The 16457-nt window shown below is 49.0% G+C and carries 12 protein-coding genes; 5 read left to right on the forward strand and 7 right to left on the reverse strand.

Features of this window, described 5'->3' with window-relative positions; translation table 11 throughout:
* The first annotated feature begins 165 nt into the window (after positions 1-165).
* Entirely contained in the window at positions 166-1557 is a 1392-nt protein-coding gene (locus D9Y29_RS04670) for a carboxypeptidase-like regulatory domain-containing protein (RefSeq protein WP_127125489.1), read from the forward strand.
* Positions 1558-1638: 81 nt separating this feature from the next.
* Here the strand turns inward: D9Y29_RS04670 and D9Y29_RS04675 are convergent, their stop codons facing one another.
* Positions 1639-4515, reverse strand: a complete 2877-nt coding sequence (locus tag D9Y29_RS04675) for a TonB-dependent receptor (protein WP_127125491.1) — start codon at positions 4513-4515, stop codon at positions 1639-1641.
* 103 nt (positions 4516-4618) lie between these two features.
* Between D9Y29_RS04675 and D9Y29_RS04680 the strand changes: the two genes are divergently transcribed.
* Complete coding sequence (locus D9Y29_RS04680) at positions 4619-5545, forward strand: phosphoribosylaminoimidazolesuccinocarboxamide synthase (RefSeq protein WP_127125493.1); 927 nt, start codon at positions 4619-4621, stop codon at positions 5543-5545.
* 372 nt (positions 5546-5917) lie between these two features.
* Positions 5918-7024: a lactonase family protein gene (locus tag D9Y29_RS04685; protein ID WP_127125495.1), complete on the forward strand. Its 1107-nt coding sequence runs from the start codon at positions 5918-5920 to the stop codon at positions 7022-7024.
* Positions 7025-7091: 67 nt separating this feature from the next.
* Here D9Y29_RS04685 and trhO read toward each other — a convergent pair whose 3' ends face one another.
* The 4 genes from trhO to D9Y29_RS04705 all read right to left on the reverse strand — a co-directional run bounded on the left by trhO (position 7092) and on the right by D9Y29_RS04705 (position 12499).
* Entirely contained in the window at positions 7092-8132 is a 1041-nt protein-coding gene (gene trhO / locus D9Y29_RS04690; RefSeq protein WP_127125497.1) for an oxygen-dependent tRNA uridine(34) hydroxylase TrhO, read from the reverse strand.
* Positions 8133-8253: 121 nt separating this feature from the next.
* The gene (locus tag D9Y29_RS04695) at positions 8254-8607 is read right to left on the reverse strand and encodes a hypothetical protein (protein WP_127125499.1); all 354 of its coding nucleotides are present in this window, start codon (positions 8605-8607) and stop codon (positions 8254-8256) included.
* A gap of 12 nt (positions 8608-8619) precedes the next feature.
* Positions 8620-11079, reverse strand: a complete 2460-nt coding sequence (locus D9Y29_RS04700; RefSeq protein ID WP_127125501.1) for a penicillin acylase family protein — start codon at positions 11077-11079, stop codon at positions 8620-8622.
* Positions 11080-11407: 328 nt separating this feature from the next.
* Positions 11408-12499: an aminotransferase class I/II-fold pyridoxal phosphate-dependent enzyme gene (locus tag D9Y29_RS04705; protein ID WP_127125503.1), complete on the reverse strand. Its 1092-nt coding sequence runs from the start codon at positions 12497-12499 to the stop codon at positions 11408-11410.
* Positions 12500-12669: 170 nt separating this feature from the next.
* Here D9Y29_RS04705 and D9Y29_RS04710 point away from each other — a divergent pair, with 170 nt between their 5' ends.
* The gene (locus tag D9Y29_RS04710) at positions 12670-13281 is read left to right on the forward strand and encodes a MiaE family protein (RefSeq protein WP_127125505.1); all 612 of its coding nucleotides are present in this window, start codon (positions 12670-12672) and stop codon (positions 13279-13281) included.
* Here the strand turns inward: D9Y29_RS04710 and D9Y29_RS04715 are convergent.
* Complete coding sequence (locus tag D9Y29_RS04715) at positions 13278-14330, reverse strand: phosphotransferase enzyme family protein (RefSeq protein ID WP_127125507.1); 1053 nt, start codon at positions 14328-14330, stop codon at positions 13278-13280. The genes D9Y29_RS04710 and D9Y29_RS04715 overlap by 4 nt on opposite strands.
* A 4-nt stretch (positions 14331-14334) precedes the next feature.
* The gene (locus D9Y29_RS04720) at positions 14335-15681 is read right to left on the reverse strand and encodes a Gfo/Idh/MocA family protein (protein WP_127125509.1); all 1347 of its coding nucleotides are present in this window, start codon (positions 15679-15681) and stop codon (positions 14335-14337) included.
* Positions 15682-15742: 61 nt separating this feature from the next.
* Here D9Y29_RS04720 and D9Y29_RS04725 point away from each other — a divergent pair, with 61 nt between their 5' ends.
* Positions 15743-16429 (forward strand): uracil-DNA glycosylase family protein, encoded by a 687-nt coding sequence (locus D9Y29_RS04725; RefSeq protein WP_127125511.1) that lies wholly within the window; start codon positions 15743-15745, stop codon positions 16427-16429.
* Positions 16430-16457 lie beyond the last annotated feature (28 nt).

Genomic DNA, 16457 nt, shown 5'->3' on the forward strand with positions numbered 1-16457 from the left:
ATTACAACTATATTCGCATACCCCGGCCCGTTGGCCGGGGTTTTGTTTTATTACCAAAACAAACTTTTCTATACCAGCGAACTTTCGCAATTTTGCGAACGATGAACCGGCCCCGGCACCTGTTAATCAAGGTACCACCATCATTATCATAATTCCTAAACTACCATGAAAAGTAAACTGTTAATCCCGGCCCTCCTCGCCTATACCCTTATACAGGGGATCGCCTGTAACAAATCCGATTCCGCTGCCAATCCGGCCCCTGTAGAACCACCTCCTTCTCCCTGGGAGAAAGTAGTGACCAGTGTTTCCGGCAGGATCTTAGACGAAGCCGGATTACCGGTGAACGGCGCTGTTGTGACCGCGGGTACCAGTACTGCCACAACCGATATCAACGGTTCATTCAGTTTCAAGGATGCCACCCTCTATAAATCAGGCGGATTCATCAGTGTAGAAAAAACTGGCTACTTAACCGGTAAAAGAACTTTCCAGGTAGAAGCCAAAGACCAGCATTATGTAAGCATCCGCCTGATCAAAAAACAAGCAACGCAAACTTTCAATGCAGGATCAGGAGGAACGATCACTGCAACTGATGGAACAACACTCAAATTCGAGCCCGGTTCCATTCTCATAGCCGGCAACAATGCCAACTATACAGGAACTGTGACTATTCTTTTCCAGGTCATCGATCCCACCGGTCCTGATTTTGCTGAAAACCAACCAGGATCTGTTTTGGCAAGAAGCAAGGCCGGTAACCTCTATGGCGCCATTGCACGCAACCTGATATATGTGGAACTCACCGGCAGCAGTGGTGAGAAATTGAAATTGAACGAAGCAATGCCTGCTACTTTTACCCTGCCTGTTGCACCTGCTGAATTCGATACTGCTCCTGCAACACTGACCATCAGCAGCCTGAATGATTCCACCGGTGTGTGGCAGGAAGAAAGCGTTATGCTGAAACAATTGAATGGCTACGTGGGAAAGGTCAATCATTTTTCCTACTGGAATTTCCATACCAACTTCAACTATGCAGAAATAACGGCTATTATCAAAACTCCGGATAACATTTCTGTTCCGCATGCATTCGTTTCACTTGCATACAAATTCGAAGGCAGGAATAGCGTTACCTATGGCTATTCTGATACGGCAGGTGTTGCAAAACTGATCGTACCAAGAAATGCTATCACCCAGTTGATGATCAAAAGCCGTTGCGGAGATGTATTGCATGAAGCCAATATTGGTAAAACGGGCGTCAATAAAACGCTGGACACTATCCGGATTGCCTATGCTCCCGGAGCTGTCACCTTCACCGGTACTGCCGTGAATTGCAGCGATAATCCTGTTGCTAACGGTCAGGTATACATTACGTTAGACAACCAGACTTACACTTCCGCAGTAACCAATGGCAATTACAGTTTGCAAATCATCCGTTGCAGCGGAACCAGCACCAACGCCACTATCAAAGTTGTAGATCTTTCCGATTCACAATTCAAAGAAATCAATGAAACGGTAACAACAGGAAACGTTACAGTTGATCCCATTAAAGTTTGCCTTCCGTAAAAGAAGCATTTATCGCATAAAAGAAAAAGCCTCAGCATTACACTGAGGCTTTTTTATTGGTTAAGGTACTCAGAAACTTATTTAAAAAACATTGTACCCGAAGCTCAGGTAGTATACGCCACCAATCTCGGGATTACCTAAAGCACTTACATAATATTTGTTCAAAAGGTTGGATGCGCCGAGCTTGATCATGCTGCGGATAGCAGGGAATTTATAACTGATCTGTGCATCCAGGGTACTGAAGGCAGGGATTTGTCCGGATGCAAATGTTCCTTCCCAGTCAACCTTGCTCTGCCAGCGGAACAATACATTGAAGCCCCAGTTGCTGTTGTTGATCCCATCGTTGCTGAGGCCGATATTGTAACGCACTTTCGGTGTATTGAAGAAGGTAACAAAATTGGCGGGCACATCATTGAGTTGATCGCCGGAAATATTTGCCTTCAGGCTGTATCTTTTCGGTAACAGGTAATCGAATCCGAAGCCCCAGCCGATGGCTTTCACCTTCTGGAATGAATTCTCGGGATAAGAGAAATTCTCTGTGGTCAGGGGATTACCAATTCCATTGGGAATGATAGCGCGGCCTACGGCGCGGCGGCCAATGAAATCCTTATACTCACAGTAATACACATACGCATCGATCAGCAGTTTCCTGACCGGTAAACCACGATAACCGAATTCATATGAATTGGCAGTCTCAGGTTTCAGCGGAGCAAAAGGCGCTTCTTCCAGCGGAGGGGGTGTTTGACCTGCAGCTAACGCAGCGCGGTAAGCGCCGATGCTTTCTGCTGTATACACCGGATTGGTATCGAAATTGAAATAGTCCTGGAAAGAAGGTAATCCACCTATCAGCCTGGCGCCGGGCGTTTTCAGGTTGATGTACTGGTCCTGCGTGGATGGAAAACGGTAAGCATTCTGATAAGACAAACGGAGATTATTGTCTTTGGCTACCTGGATCAGGGCGGTAACCCTGGGCGTGAAGCGGCCTTCGAAATTTTTGCTCTTGTCGTAACGACCGCTGGCAGTAAGTTTCAGCACATCGTTGAACATCTTTTTGGCTACCTGAACATAACCACCGTATTCATCTATTTTAATGGTTCCGGCAGTATCCACGAAGATGGTGCCATTGGAGTTGAGATGATAGGAACGGTAGTTGGCTCCCACTACCAGCTCAAATAATTTGATATGCTCAGAGAAATTGTATTGTCCTTCCACATGGTAGAGAGATGATTTATCTGCGAATTTTGCACCCCCGGAATTGATATCAGTGGAGATGGCTTTATCGAAATATTCTTTGAAGGCGTCAGAGCCGGGTAGCGCCCTGTTCTGGTCGGCCCCGGCGCGGGCAGTCATATGCGCCACTGCATCCGGCGCCCCCTGCGCCCTGGCTGCGGCATAGGTTGCTGAATAAGTAGCGAACCATTCAGAGTTGCTGAGCCATGCGTTGTTCACTGCCAGTGCAGCGGTAGTGGCGGTGTAAGAGTCGCCTGAATTTTCCTGTGTGGTATAACCTCTCACAAAGAAATTCCTTCCTCTCACTTCAGCTTTGTACTGACCGAGTTTGAAATTCTTCAGTGCATAACGGTCGGCGCCGGTATATACCGTGGTACCGGTTCCCCAGTAAGCCACCAGTGAAGCTTCAATATCGTTGGTGATCTTGTAATACAATCCACCATTCAATCTTACGCTGTATGAATTATAATCCACGATATCACTTTCGTCATAACCCGTGCGGCTTACGAGTTGATTTCCGTAAAAACCATTCACGAGACCTACGCCCATCATTTTAAAAGCGTCACGGGGGCTGCCCTGCAGCGGATATTGGGCAAAGTAACCCACTATCTCCTGTGCAGTAGGCGCCCTGCCAAGCATACCAACCAGCTCCGTTACGGCTGTGTTGAAATATGGATTGGAAGCGGGATTCAGGATGGCGAGTTGGGAAACGCCGGCCATGCTGGCGCTGGCTTCATCACCATAGACATTGATACCATCATAGTTATGATCGGAAGCACGTGTGCCTTCTTTTACGGAGCTCAGTACGTTATTGCGGTTAAGATTTCTTCTGTCCTGCGCCTGCCAGTCCTTGGCCTGGATGAACTGGCCGCCGATCTTGAAGGCGAATTTTTCAGACAATTTCTTTCCCCACCGGAAGGCCCAGTCGTAATACGGAGCGGCGCTGCGTTGTTTACGGTCTGTATGCATGATACCCTGTTTCACCTGGAAGCTGAGGCCCTGGTATTTGAAAGGGTTCTTGCTGGTCATGAGCAGGGTGCCGTTCATACCGCCCGGCCCATAGAGTGCGGAGGAAGCGCCTTGCAGCAATTCAACATTATCCACGTCCAGTTCAGTAGGCCCGAGGATAATACCTACGGCGAAGTTGAGGGCAGGCGCCTGGTTGTCCATTCCATCCACCAGTTGATTGAAGCGGAGATTACCGCTACCATTGAAACCACGGGTGCTGATGGTATTGAAAGTGATGGACGAAGTAGTCATGTCCACACCTTTGAGGTTGGCGATGCCCTGGTAGAAGTTGGGAGCAGCGGAAGCGCGCACATTAGCGGCACTCATCCTCTCGATGGAAACTGGAGACTCCAGGATCCTTTCAGCAACACGGCTTGCAGATACAACCACTTCAGCGCCGAGCGAAGAAGCAGGTTCGAAGCTCACCTGCAACGGTGCGCTGGTACTGGTTACTATCACTTCCTGTGGTTCATAACCGATGGAAGTAAACACCAACGTAAATGGCGGCGCCTGACTGCTGGTGATCTTAAAGTTCCCGCGTTCATCAGTGAAGGTTCCGATATTGGTGCCTTTGATAATCACAGAAACGGCAGGAACAATGTCTTTACTCAGGCTGTTCTTAACAATTCCGCTAATTGTATAAGTTTGTTGAGCTTCGGCGGCAATGGAGATGGTCGTTAGAAAGGTGAGTACCGCCAGAAAAAATAGCAATCTTCTCATAATGGCAGATTTTGTGAGCGTATACCTGAAAATAACAATAGTATTTGTCAATCGAAAATTTTATTTGTGGTCCCAATGTTAATATCGTCAGTATATTCGCGCCATGAAAGCGTATGAATTCAAAGGTCAGACAAACTTTTATAAAGGCAAGGTCCGTGATGTATATACTATCGGCGATCAACTACTCGTGATGGTTGCATCCGACAGGATCTCTGCGTTTGATGTTATTCTTCCCAGGCCCATCCCTTATAAAGGACAGGTATTGAACCAGATCGCTGCATGGATGTTGAATGCAACCAAAGATATATGTCCAAACTGGTTACTGGAAGTTCCTGCACCGAATGTGAGCATTGGTAAAAAATGCGTTCCATTCAAGATTGAAATGGTGGTAAGAGGCAACCTTACAGGACATGCCTGGAGAACCTACAGTAGCGGCCAGCGCACGCTTTGCGGCGTTGAGATGCCTGAGGGACTGAAAGAGAACGACTACTTCCCCACCCCCATCATAACACCATCCACCAAGGCCGAGGCGGGACATGATGAAGATATTTCCAAGGAGGAGATCATTGCCCAGGGTATCGCTACAGAAAAAGAATGGGAAGCACTTTCCGGTTACGCCTTGCAGTTATTCGCAAGAGGAAAGGAAATTGCCGCAGAGCGCGGACTGATCCTTGTGGATACGAAATATGAATTCGGAAAGATCGGTGATACCATCTACCTGATGGATGAGATCCATACGCCCGATTCTTCCCGTTATTTTTATGCTACAGGCTTTGAAGCCCGCCAGCAGACCGGCGAACGCCAGAAGCAGCTCAGCAAGGAATTCGTAAGGGAATGGCTGATCGCCAACAACTTCATGGGTAAGGAAGGACAGGAAGTGCCCACCATGTCCGACGAATGGATCAACACCATTTCCAAACGTTATATCGAATTATATGAGCAGGTGATCGGTGAAAAATTCATTCCCGGCAATCTCAGCGAGGCTGCCACTTTTGAGAAAACAGAGGAAGCCCTCAAAAAATACGCGTAAGTACAAAATGAAACAGTTTCGTTTGTAACTATTCCTTTCCTCCTGAGCTTCTAATGCGCCTGATAAAATGGAACAAAAAACATAAGCGCGGGCATGGCTACCCGAAATGAAAATTTCGATCAGCCATGCCCTATTTTATTTTAATCAGATCCCTGTCCAAAAAAATATTCAAGAACGAAAGTTGCACCCGCGGCTTCTCTTAGCGAATGGGTTACGAAGGTCCGGTCTTCGAAACGTAAGCACAGCAGTTCATCCCTGCACAACCGCCCAATCCCTCCAACCAAAAGCCCCTAAAAGATCCTCCCGCGCCGGTTCGTTTCGACAACCGCCCTTCATAACTCCGGAGCGGCTTTTTTTATGTATTTTACGGTTATGAAACACCTACTCACAACAGCGCTGATCATGTCAACCTCCATACAGGGATTTTCCCAGGCCAAACAATACCTGCTCATCGGAACTTATACGTCCGGCAAGAGCGAAGGCATCTACGTGTATAGTTTCGACAACGGCAAATGTGAACCGGTGAGCAAAATAGCTTGCAATAATCCTTCATACCTGGCAGTGAGCCCCGACAATAAACATGTATATGCCGTGCATGAAGAGGGGAAAGACAAACCCAATGTGAGCGCCTTTACATTCAACAATCAATCCGGCACTTTACAATTGCTGAACCAGCAGAATACACGGGGTGACCATCCCTGTTATATTTCAGTTGATAAAACAGGCAAGTGGGTGGCGGCTGGCAACTATTCAGGTGGAAATTTTTCTGTATTTCCTGTCAATGAAGACGGCTCGCTGCAGCCTGCATCGCAAACCATTCAGCATGAAGGCAGGGGTATCGATCCCAAAAGACAGACAAAGCCTTATGTGCATTCCACCGTTTTCTCTCCGGACAACAAACATCTTTTTGTTCAGGACCTGGGACTCGATAAGATCTTCAACTATAATTTCGATCCAATAACCGGGGAAGTACATCCGGCGGCAGATCCCTTCACCACCACCAATCCCGGCGGAGGCCCAAGGCATCTCGACTTCCATCCTACCCAACCCTGGGCCTACCTGATGGAAGAAATGAGCGGCAATGTGGTGGCCTTGAAATACCATCACGGCATTCTGGACACTTTCCAGACCATTTCGGCTATTGCTAAAAGTTATACAGGCGATATCGGCAGTGCGGATATCCATGTTTCCCCCGATGGAAAATTCCTTTACGCGTCTAACCGGGGGCAATCGGATGATATCGCCATCTTCAAAATAGATCAGCGCACCGGGAAGCTCACACTGATCGATAATGCAAAATTGAATGGCAAAGGCCCGCGCAATTTCACTATCGATCCAACAGGCCGTTTTCTATTGGTTGCTTACCAACGGTCAGATAAAGTGGAAGTGTACAACAGGAATTCAAAAACAGGACTGCTCACAGCAACCGGTAATGAGTTCAGTGTGGGAAACCCTGTTTGCCTGAAATGGATCAGGTAGTTCGCCAGGAGGCGAACAAATAGAAGTCACTCGCCGGGAGGCGAGCGACTGGCAACAGCTTTCTTATTTATTCTTTTTCGTTGAGACGTGGCCGTAATCTTGAGCGTGATTTATTGAAAGTGTGTACACCTTTTTCCACGCCGCGCCGGGCCGCTTTCTGCTCCTCTTCCGGAAGCTGGATCATTTGATGACAGGCATCACTGCAGGTGCCCTGGTATTTTTCAGCGCAGGCAGTGCATTGAATGAAGAGAAGATGACAACCATCATTGGCGCAGTTCACGTGAACATCTGCCGGTTGTCCGCACTGGTGGCAATGTGCAATCACGTCTTCCGTGATACGCTCTCCCATCCTGTTATCGAACACGAAATTCTTTCCGATGAATTTACTTTCCAGTCCTTTTTCTTTGATCTGTTTGGCATAATTGATAATGCCGCCTTCCAGGTGGAACACATTGTCGAATCCATTGTGCAGCATGTAGGCGCTGGCTTTTTCGCAGCGGATGCCGCCGGTGCAGTACATCACGATATTCTTATCGCGCTGGTCTTTCAGCATGTCCACCGCCATTGGCAATTGTTCCCGGAAAGTATCACTGGGCACTTCAACGGCCTTTTCAAAATGACCCACTTCAAATTCATAGTGGTTACGCATATCCACCACAATGGTATCGGGGTCCTGCAGCAGTTCATTCATTCGCTCTGCGGTCACATATTTCCCTTTATTGCGCATATCGAAAGAGGGATCTTCTATCCCGTCCGCCACGATCTTCGGGCGCACTTTGATCTTGAGTACCCAGAAAGATTTTCCGTCGTCATCCACGGCAATATTCAATCGCAGGCCATCCAGGTGGGGAATGGAATAAAGATAAGCCTGTAAAGCGCCGTAATTGCCGGAAGGCGCGCTGATCTGGGCATTGATGCCTTCATTGGCCACATAGATCCTTCCAAACACTTTCAGCGCATGCAATCCCTTATACAGCTCGTCCCTGAACGTTTGCGGGTCCTCAATGGGAAAATAATGGTAAAATGAAATGGTGGTGCGGGGATCAGTTTCCTGATACAATAATTCTTTCAACTCCTTCTGGGAGACGCGATTGTGTAGTAATGCCATCTTTTAAAATTTTGCGACCGTTTGCCTGACAGTCAAAATTTTGAAACAGGGCAAAGATACGAACTGTTGTGAAAAGTTTTAATCATAAGAAGGCACAGCAATCCTTCATTCCATTATTTCATTATTCCCCGGCTGGTCTTTTACGGATATAGCTTCCCGTAAGTGCTGCGAAACCAGCTACCAGCCCACCTACCAGGGCCGTTACCAGTATGAGCAGGAAAGATGATCCGCCTAATGAAAAGATCTCAGCCAGTTTGGCGGACAGCACATGCTGGTTCTTTGTATCGATGCCCAGTGCCAGTCCACCCCATAACAGGAAGAGTGCGAGAAAACCTGTGAGCCAGGATTTGAATGGAGATTGATGGATGCACAAAGCCACTACCAGTGCGGCCGGAGCGATGGTCCACCAGGGCAGGAAAAGCCCTGCCACAAAACTCAGCAATGCAGTGATCAGAATGGAGATAATGAGTTTCATACGCTGAGTGAATTATTTTTGAAATGTCATTTTGTGTTTAACCTGCTTGCTTTTAGCTTCTTCGGCATTCATGATCCAGAGAGGCTGATACGCGCCTTTGGCCCAATCGTCTACCATGTTGTCATAGTATTTACTGCCGGGATTGCCGCTTTGTCCACCGGGATAGATGCCATAGGCTTCTGTTTTCTCAGTGAGATGCACAACCATTCTCCAGCTCGGTCCATGGAATTGTTTGGTGGCGTTAATGATGTCTGCGCCACCGCCGGTTGTCAAATGGAAACGGCTCAGCGCTCCCAGGCGAAGCAGGTGCCTGATGCCTGAATCCTTGTATTTACTCCATTCCAGTTTTCCATTTTTTTCCATTTTGGAGAGCCGGGGCACAGCTTTTTTGAAAGCGGAAGTAACCACATCGCGGATGGTTTCCACCTGCGGTGTAATGATATTGTCGGCAAACGGGAAGGCCGTGTCTTTCAACATACCTTCCAGCATTGTATAGCGTTCAGGGAAATTGTAGGGCTTGGGGACCGCCGCAAATTCATCGCTCCATACTTCTGCTTCCAGCAGATCCATCCAGTCACTGAAAATGGACGCTGCTTTTTCTTTTGGATCATTGCGCAGGTTCCAGCTGCGGATGAGGTTGAGATAAGTGAGTTCCTCCCCGATCAGGCTTTCTTCATCGATATTCTTCAACAGCAATGGCATGGCCATTTCAGCCATCACATTGTAATTCTCCGTTTGCAATTCCTTCATCTGGTCTACCGTGATGCCGCTCATTTCGCGGAGATACCGGTTGATCAGCAGTCCGCGGTAGAGATTGTAGCTGCCACCGAGATACCAGGGATAGGTGGAATCAGCAGGCAGTTGGTTAGCGCTGCTCACGAAGCCGCGTTCCGGCACCATACCGGAGATCAGCATATGCGGGTTCTGGTCCTGCGGGATCATTGCCTGCCAGCGATAGGTACTATCAGCTCCCGGCATAACGAAATCTCCCTGACGCTCCCATTTATCAGGGAATTCTCCCTGTTGCCAGATGGCGATATCATTGTTCCTGGCCGCGAACACGAAGTTCTGGCCAGGACAGGTAAAGTTTTTGATGGCAGCAAGATATTCATCGTAGTTGGTAGCGCGGTTGAGCAGGCAGAATGTTTTGAGCTCATTGGAGCCGTCGTGCGCTTTCCATCTTACAGCTAAATTCACTTCACCTGATGTGCGATGTCCCCCGGTGAAGCTGGCATCATACTGCACAGGCCCCCAGGTGGTGTAAGCCACGGTATCCCTGAAATCAGGTCCTCCTTTCACTTTGAACACTTCAACATCTATCAGGGAGCTTTTCCAGGCACTGTCGAACCAGTATTGTTGTTTGGATGCGTCCCTGAATTGAACGGTATAATAATCTTTCACATCGCGGCTGCTGTTGGTAACGCCCCAGGCTATCTGGTCTGTGAAGCCGATGATGATGGCCGGCGCCCCGGGGAAGCTCACGCCATAAGCATTGCTTTGTGGCGTATGCAATTGCATTTCGAACCAGAGCGAAGGCAGGTTGAGGCCCAGGTGCGGATCGCTGCAGAGAATGGGAAAACCGCTGGCGGTCTTGCTGCCGTTGACTGCCCAATTATTGCTGCCATTGTCTTTGTCGGGCTTGTTCAACGGTTGCACTGGTGCGGGCGTCTTCCAGTTGAAGTAAAGGGAATCTGCATTCACCGGTTGAACGGAATGCACCAAAGGCGTTTGGAAATGCGTACCCTTCGGAATGATGGGATCGAGCGAATCCGGTTGAACAGGATAAAGTTTATCGAAAATATTTTTCGGGAAAACGGATTTGGCGTTGGTGTATTCGATATCATTTTCTTCTCCCGACAGATCATAGCTCATGTATTTCAGGAAAAGAGCTGTTTTGAGATTGCTCCATTTTTCGGGAGTATAGTCGAGCAGCCTGTATTCAAGCGGGAGCTCGGAGTAAGTACAGTTTTCCACGAAAGCATTCACACCGGCTGTGTAGGCGTCCAGCACTTCTTTGGTGCTTTGGTCGCTTTCCATTTCCTTCAGTGAGTTCTTTGCGCCGAAAACCATTCCGATACGGCGCATATTGCGGTCATTGTTCAGGATAGCTGAGTCCGGGCCTACTCCGAGGACCTCGCTGAGGCGTCCTGCTGCGGCATGCGTCTGGAATTCCATTTGCCAGAGGCGGAATTTGGCATGCAGGTATCCCTGCACGAAATAGAGATCGTGGTCATTCTGAGCAAACACATGGGGGACCATGCGATCGTCCAGGTACACATTCACTTTTTCTTTCAGCGCAGGAAAATTCAGGTCGATGGAAAAAGACTGATCGGCAGGTTCAGCATTTTGCCAGCAGCCGTGCTGTGGGCTGAGGAAACTTCCCAGTGGCGGCACAGGGCCCCATGGTCTGTTCAATGCAACGATCAATCCAATCGTAATAATGCCGGATACCAGCAAGGGAACAAGTCGCATAAACTCGGAAGGGTTTAAAGAATCGGATAAAAGTAATCAATTTTTTGGTAGATGTTCTCTCCATCATCACTATCCGAATTTTATACACGTATTAAATATAATGCATTTGCTTGAGATGCGGAGTGTGGGATGCGGGGTGCGGGGTGCGGGGTGCGGGGTGCGGGATGCGGGATGCGGGATGCGGGATGCGGAGGTCGGGCAGCGGGATGCGGACAGTCGCTCGCCTCCGGCGAGTGACTCATATTAGTTCGCCTCCGGCGAACACCGCGTCGCCGGGAGGCGACTAAATAAAAGTCACTCGCCGGAGGCGAGCGACTGCAGCACCATGTTACTGCAAAAGACTTAGCAATTTCTTCACTTCAGCCTCCGTATTGAAAGCATGCAATACGATCCTCAGCCTTTCTCCACCTCTAGGAACCGTGGGATATAAGATCGGACGGACATCCAAACCCGCATCCTGGAGTTTGCCTGCGATAGTTTTCACTGCGTCATTGCCGGGGACCACCACCACCTGGATAGGTGTGGAAGACAAGAGCTTCTCAAAAGCCAGCGTAGATTCCTGGAACATTTTGATCATGGATGCCAGCAGGACACGCTCTTTTTTCATCTGCGGAAAAAGCGCATAGGCATCTCTGATAGCACGCACACTCGACTGCGGCAACGCCGTTGTATAAATGAACGAACGGGAAAAATTGATGAGATAATCGCGCAGCAGGCGGCTGCCAAGGACTACGGCGCCATGACACCCCACTGCCTTTCCGAAAGTGACCACCCTTGCAAAAATGCGGTGCTGCAATTGCAGGGGCTGCACCAGTCCTTCACCCCGCTCTCCTATCACGCCGGTGGCATGGGCTTCATCAACGATCAGGTGAGCATTGTATTTTTCGCAAAGGGTTGTCATTTCCTCCAGCGGCGCCTGATCCCCATCCATCGAGAATACAGATTCGGTTACCACGAAAACATTGCCGCTGGCCGCCTGTAACCTTTTTTCCAGTTCAGCCAGATCATTATGGCGAAAAGAAAATGATCGTGCAAAACTGAGCCGGATGCCATCGCGGATACTGGCATGGCTGAGGGAATCGTAAATGATAGTGTCTCCACGTTGTGGTACAGCACTCAGCAATCCAAGATTGGCATCGTATCCTGAATTGTAGAGCAGGGCTGCATCGGACTGGTGAAAACCGGCGAGTTGCTGTTCCGTGCTTTCCGTTAATGCGTCATTACCCGCGAGCAGGCGGGAACCGCCGGAACCGTGCTTCAGCCAGTGCGCTTCGGAGGTTTCCAGCAATCCGTAATGAATGATGCCGAGATAATCATTGGAGCAGAAATCCGTTTTACCGGAAGGCAGTTTCAATGAGCGGAAAGCCTGTTGGTCTTTCCGCTCCTGCAATTTTTTTTCGAGGAAGTTTTCCTGGCGCATGCAACAAAGGTATAGGGTGATGGCAGTCGCCCGCCTCCCGGCGAGTGACTTTTTTTTAGTCGCCTCCGGCGACGCGGTGTTCGCCGGAGGCGAACAAATAGAAGTCACTCGCCGGGAGGCGAGCGACAGCCACAGTCTGTGGTTTCAGGCTTCTGTGCTACCTTTGCATCATGAGTACGCCGCTTACAGATACTAAAAATATCCTGGGCCTGCAGTTGCCCACCGATCCACGCTGGGTGGACCTGGCCGGCATGAGCCTGGAAGAGATCCTTACTGACCACGCCTGGTGTGAACAGAAAGCAGCCACCAGCTGTATTTCGCTGATACAACGTTACAGTGATAAAGATAAACTGGTGCGGGAACTGAGCCCGATCGTTACGGAAGAATGGGGACATTTCCGCCTTGTGATCGCAGAGCTCGATAAGCGCAAACTCCGCCTGGGCAAGCAACGCAAGGACGAATACGTGAACGCACTGATGGTATTCCAGAATAAAGGAGGAAACCAGGAAGATGTACTGCTCGACAGGCTGCTCATCTTCGCCCTCATTGAAGCCCGCAGCTGCGAGCGTTTCAAAAGATTAAGCGAGGGCCTGGACGATGAATACCTGCGCAATTTCTACCGCCGCTTCATGGAAAGCGAAGCCGGTCATTACCGCCTCTTCATCGATCTTGCAGATACTTACGTGAATAAAGATAAAGTGAGAAAACGCTGGGAAGAATGGCTGACCTATGAGGCAGACCTGATGCAACGCCTCGAAGTACGAGGCGACAGGATGCACTAATCAACCATTACAGGCACATATTCTTCCAGTTTTTCCAGGAGTAACAGCTGGTTCAGCGCCCTGTTCAGGTTCTGTTCCGGGTAACTGATCTGGTAGTACACATCGTTATTGAGATGATCGGTAATGAAGCGAAGGCTCTGCATGTACACCATCATCAAACCTGCCTTATGAAGATGTTTCAATTCTTCGGACGTTAACTGGTCTCCCATCCCGCTGGCATAACCTTCCACAATGGCGTCATAAAAATCCGGCCTGATAGCGATGGCTTCCCAGTCTGTGCTGTTCTCATCAACCGAACAGGCCATACTGCGGATCATGTCGCCAAGATCAGAGAAGTAAAGGCCCGGCATCACGGTATCCAGGTCAACCGGACAAATGGCCTGGTGCGTGTTCACATCCAGGAGGATATTGCTGAGTTTGCAATCGTGGTGCATCACTCTTTGCAGGAAGAGGTCCGGCCTGCGCACCACTTCGTTATAAAATTCCACCAGGTGATAACGCTGCCTTAGTTCTGCAATCACATGCGTGGCCGTTAGTAATCGGTCTTGCGTGGCCGTTAGTACAGCCCTTTCGAACTGTTCGTAGCGCATGGCCAGATCGTGAAAGCGCGGGATCACCGGGCGGAGCTGGTTCAGCTCCACCGATGCCAGTGCGCTGGTGAAATTGGCGAAGCAGTTGGCCGTAAGTCTTGCTGCTGCCGCATCTATGGGCACCAGCGCCGTATAGGAACCATCCACAAAATGGATGGCGCGCCAGAACTGGTTATGCTTATCGATCCAGTACAGTTTTCCATCTTTTGCGGGAATGATGGGAGGAATGGTGATGCCTTCCTTTCCATGTACTGCCTCGTACACGAGCTGGTAATTATGAATGATATCTTCCGGATGATGGAACATGGTCCGGTTGATGCATTGCAGCACCACCTGCGCCTCCTGACCATCGTAAGAAGCCTTGTAAGTGTGGTGTATCAGACCGCCTTTCAAAACTTGTATCACAGGCTTGCCCTTGCCAAACTGAAGGGCAGCCTCCATCGCCTGCATATTTTCCATCAGATCAATATTGGTCGGTCAAAGCAAAATCATTTTTCCTTAACATCCACTGGCCGCTTGTGAAGTCGGGGAATTCAACAGTCTGATTTCCCAGTTCGATACTGGTTTCGCTGAGCGGGGTGATAGCGCTCCAGGCGGCCCCATCGTATACATCCATCGGCGTGGCTGTTTTACGTTTGATGGATTCCACAAATGCATGCAGCACAAAGAAGTCCATTCCACCATGACCAGCGCCTTCCGTATCCTTGCTCCAGCGTGCCCAGAGCGGGTGATCGTATTTTTCCAGGTATGGCTGGGCCGCTTCCCAAACATGTCCTTTCGGACTGGTGCCTTCCAGGTAAATGCTATCGTTCACATCCATCCAGATCCCCTTCGTTCCCTGAACGCGGAAACCGAGAGAGTACGGACGCGGCAGGTTGGTATCATGCTGCAACAGGATGGTTTCGCCATTGGCGCAGTTGATCATGGTAGTGACCACATCCCCCAGTTTGAATTTCACTTTTGCGTTGGGATGTTGTTCGCTGCTGTGATCAACAATATAATTATGTAATCCTCTTGCCTTGGTAGAAAAAGATGAAAGGGAGATGAAACGGTTACCGCGGTTGATATCGATCATTTCAGCAACAGGCCCGATGCCATGTGTCGGATACAGATCACCGTTACGATGGATGGAATGCGCTGTTCTCCAGCGTGCTTCGGAATATCCTTTCTCACCAAACCCGACGCCTGTATTATTGCTCTTGCCATCATTGAACTTGATGGCACGAAGATCGTGCTGATAGCCGCCCTGCAGGTGAATGATCTCGCCGAACATTCCCTGCCGCACCATATTCAAAACTGCCAACACATCACGGCGGTAGCAGACATTTTCCAGCATCATCACATGCCCCTTGTGGTGCTCTGCAGCTTTCACCACATCCCAGTGGTCCTGCAACGTAATACCCAGCATCACTTCTGTGCCTACATATTTGATACCTGCCTCCAGCGATCCGATGATCATCTGCGTATGCCATTCCCAGGGTGTGGAAATGATCACGGCGTCCAGTTCTTTCAACTCCAGGAGCTTCTTCCAGGCATAGGGGTCCGTTTTGAAGATCTTCGGTTCTGCCTTGCCCGCTTTTTTGATCATGTCGAGCGAACGCTTCAACATATTGTCATCTATATCGCAGATCGCTGCCAATACCACATCCTTTCTGCGAAGAAGATTGGAAAGATGATTTTGTCCTCTCAGGCCGACACCAATCATGCCTATCTTTACTGTTTGTTGCTGAGCAAAAAGTTGCGAAGCGGGAAGTATGGCAAACCCTGCGGTAGCGATCCCGGTATTTCTTACAAATGACCTGCGATCCATGCTTTAAATTTTAGTAAAATTGTAGGAGGCAATAATAACCATAATTGAGGATACCAGCGTCATGACAGCAAAACTTACGCAATCGTATGCGATACTTAAATTCCTGAAAAATCTTCGTCCGGATTTCCATTTACCGGAAGGTGTGGCCATCATGAATCCCTTTACCAACAACGATTCCAGCGCACTAGCCACCATCTTCTACAACAAATTCTACAACGATCATCATCCCAGAAAATTTATTTTTGGTATCAACCCCGGCCGCTTCGGCGCCGGTGTTACAGGTGTCCCCTTCACAGATCCCATCCGATTACAGGAAGATTGCGGTATCCCAAATGATCTCCCTAAAAAAGCAGAGCTCAGCTCCATCTTCATTTATGATGTGATCAAACGCTATGGCGGCGTCCACGCCTTCTATAAAGATTTCTTCATCACTGCCCTCTCCCCGCTCGGTTTCACAAAGAACGGCCTCAACCTCAACTACTATGACGACAAAGAGCTCCTGAAAGCCAGCGAGCCCTTTATCATCGATACCATTCTGAAAACAAAAAAAGAAATACTAACGGAAACCAATACCTGCTTCTGTCTCGGCGAAGGCACCAACTTCAAAATATTCCGGCAACTCAACAAAAAGCATCAGCTCTTTGAAAAGATCATTCCTTTGCCACATCCGAGGTTCATCATGCAATACAAAAGGAAGCAGGTGGGAGAATTTACGGATGAATATGTGAGGAGATTGAGAGAAGTTTGATCTTATTGGTTTTGGGTGGGTGCCCTTG

It is taken from the genome of Pseudoflavitalea rhizosphaerae, from assembly GCF_003991355.1.
GTDB lineage: Bacteria > Bacteroidota > Bacteroidia > Chitinophagales > Chitinophagaceae > Pseudobacter > Pseudobacter rhizosphaerae.

Excerpts from the sequence above, each read along its gene's own strand:
- D9Y29_RS04670 (WP_127125489.1), top strand. The coding sequence starts at position 166 with ATGAAAAGTAAACTGTTAATCCCGGCCCTCCTCGCCTATACCCTTATA.
- D9Y29_RS04675 (WP_127125491.1), bottom strand. The coding sequence starts at position 4,515 with ATGAGAAGATTGCTATTTTTTCTGGCGGTACTCACCTTTCTAACGACC.
- D9Y29_RS04680 (WP_127125493.1), top strand. The coding sequence starts at position 4,619 with ATGAAAGCGTATGAATTCAAAGGTCAGACAAACTTTTATAAAGGCAAG.
- D9Y29_RS04685 (WP_127125495.1), top strand. The coding sequence starts at position 5,918 with ATGAAACACCTACTCACAACAGCGCTGATCATGTCAACCTCCATACAG.
- trhO (WP_127125497.1), bottom strand. The coding sequence starts at position 8,132 with ATGGCATTACTACACAATCGCGTCTCCCAGAAGGAGTTGAAAGAATTA.
- D9Y29_RS04695 (WP_127125499.1), bottom strand. The coding sequence starts at position 8,607 with ATGAAACTCATTATCTCCATTCTGATCACTGCATTGCTGAGTTTTGTG.
- D9Y29_RS04700 (WP_127125501.1), bottom strand. The coding sequence starts at position 11,079 with ATGCGACTTGTTCCCTTGCTGGTATCCGGCATTATTACGATTGGATTG.
- D9Y29_RS04705 (WP_127125503.1), bottom strand. The coding sequence starts at position 12,499 with ATGCGCCAGGAAAACTTCCTCGAAAAAAAATTGCAGGAGCGGAAAGAC.
- D9Y29_RS04710 (WP_127125505.1), top strand. The coding sequence starts at position 12,670 with ATGAGTACGCCGCTTACAGATACTAAAAATATCCTGGGCCTGCAGTTG.
- D9Y29_RS04715 (WP_127125507.1), bottom strand. The coding sequence starts at position 14,330 with ATGGAAAATATGCAGGCGATGGAGGCTGCCCTTCAGTTTGGCAAGGGC.
- D9Y29_RS04720 (WP_127125509.1), bottom strand. The coding sequence starts at position 15,681 with ATGGATCGCAGGTCATTTGTAAGAAATACCGGGATCGCTACCGCAGGG.
- D9Y29_RS04725 (WP_127125511.1), top strand. The coding sequence starts at position 15,743 with ATGACAGCAAAACTTACGCAATCGTATGCGATACTTAAATTCCTGAAA.